We start from the raw sequence: 296 nt of genomic DNA, 5'->3' as shown, positions 1-296 counted from the left end.
CAGGAGCAAATCGACGCCATTGTGGCCAAAGCGGTGGATAAAGCCCTGGCCGATCGCCAGGCGAAAATGGATGCCGCGGTGGCGAAAAAAGCCGACGTTATTAACGAGCCGCAGAGCGCCGCCCAGTCCCCGGATATGGCTATCCCGTTCGGGATTAAATTTACCGGCTATGCCCGTTACGGGGCGCACTTCCAGGCTGCGGATCAGAAGTATGTGGCGGTGGACGGCTCCTACAACGGAGCCTCGGCCATCGGCCGTCTGGGTAACGAAGGCAACGGCGGCGAGTTCCAGCTCTC

The 296-nt window shown here is 60.8% G+C and carries 1 pseudogene; it reads left to right on the top strand.

Annotated features, from left to right (window positions below):
• Positions 1 to 296: pseudogene (locus FFB58_RS19790) on the top strand (carbohydrate porin); the annotation flags it as partial.

Source organism: Enterobacter sp. MF024 (genome assembly GCF_005843915.1).
Lineage (GTDB): Bacteria > Pseudomonadota > Gammaproteobacteria > Enterobacterales > Enterobacteriaceae > Enterobacter > Enterobacter barmai.
The sequence above is the reverse complement of the archived record's forward strand: the minus strand, read 5'-3'. Positions and strand labels throughout refer to the sequence as shown.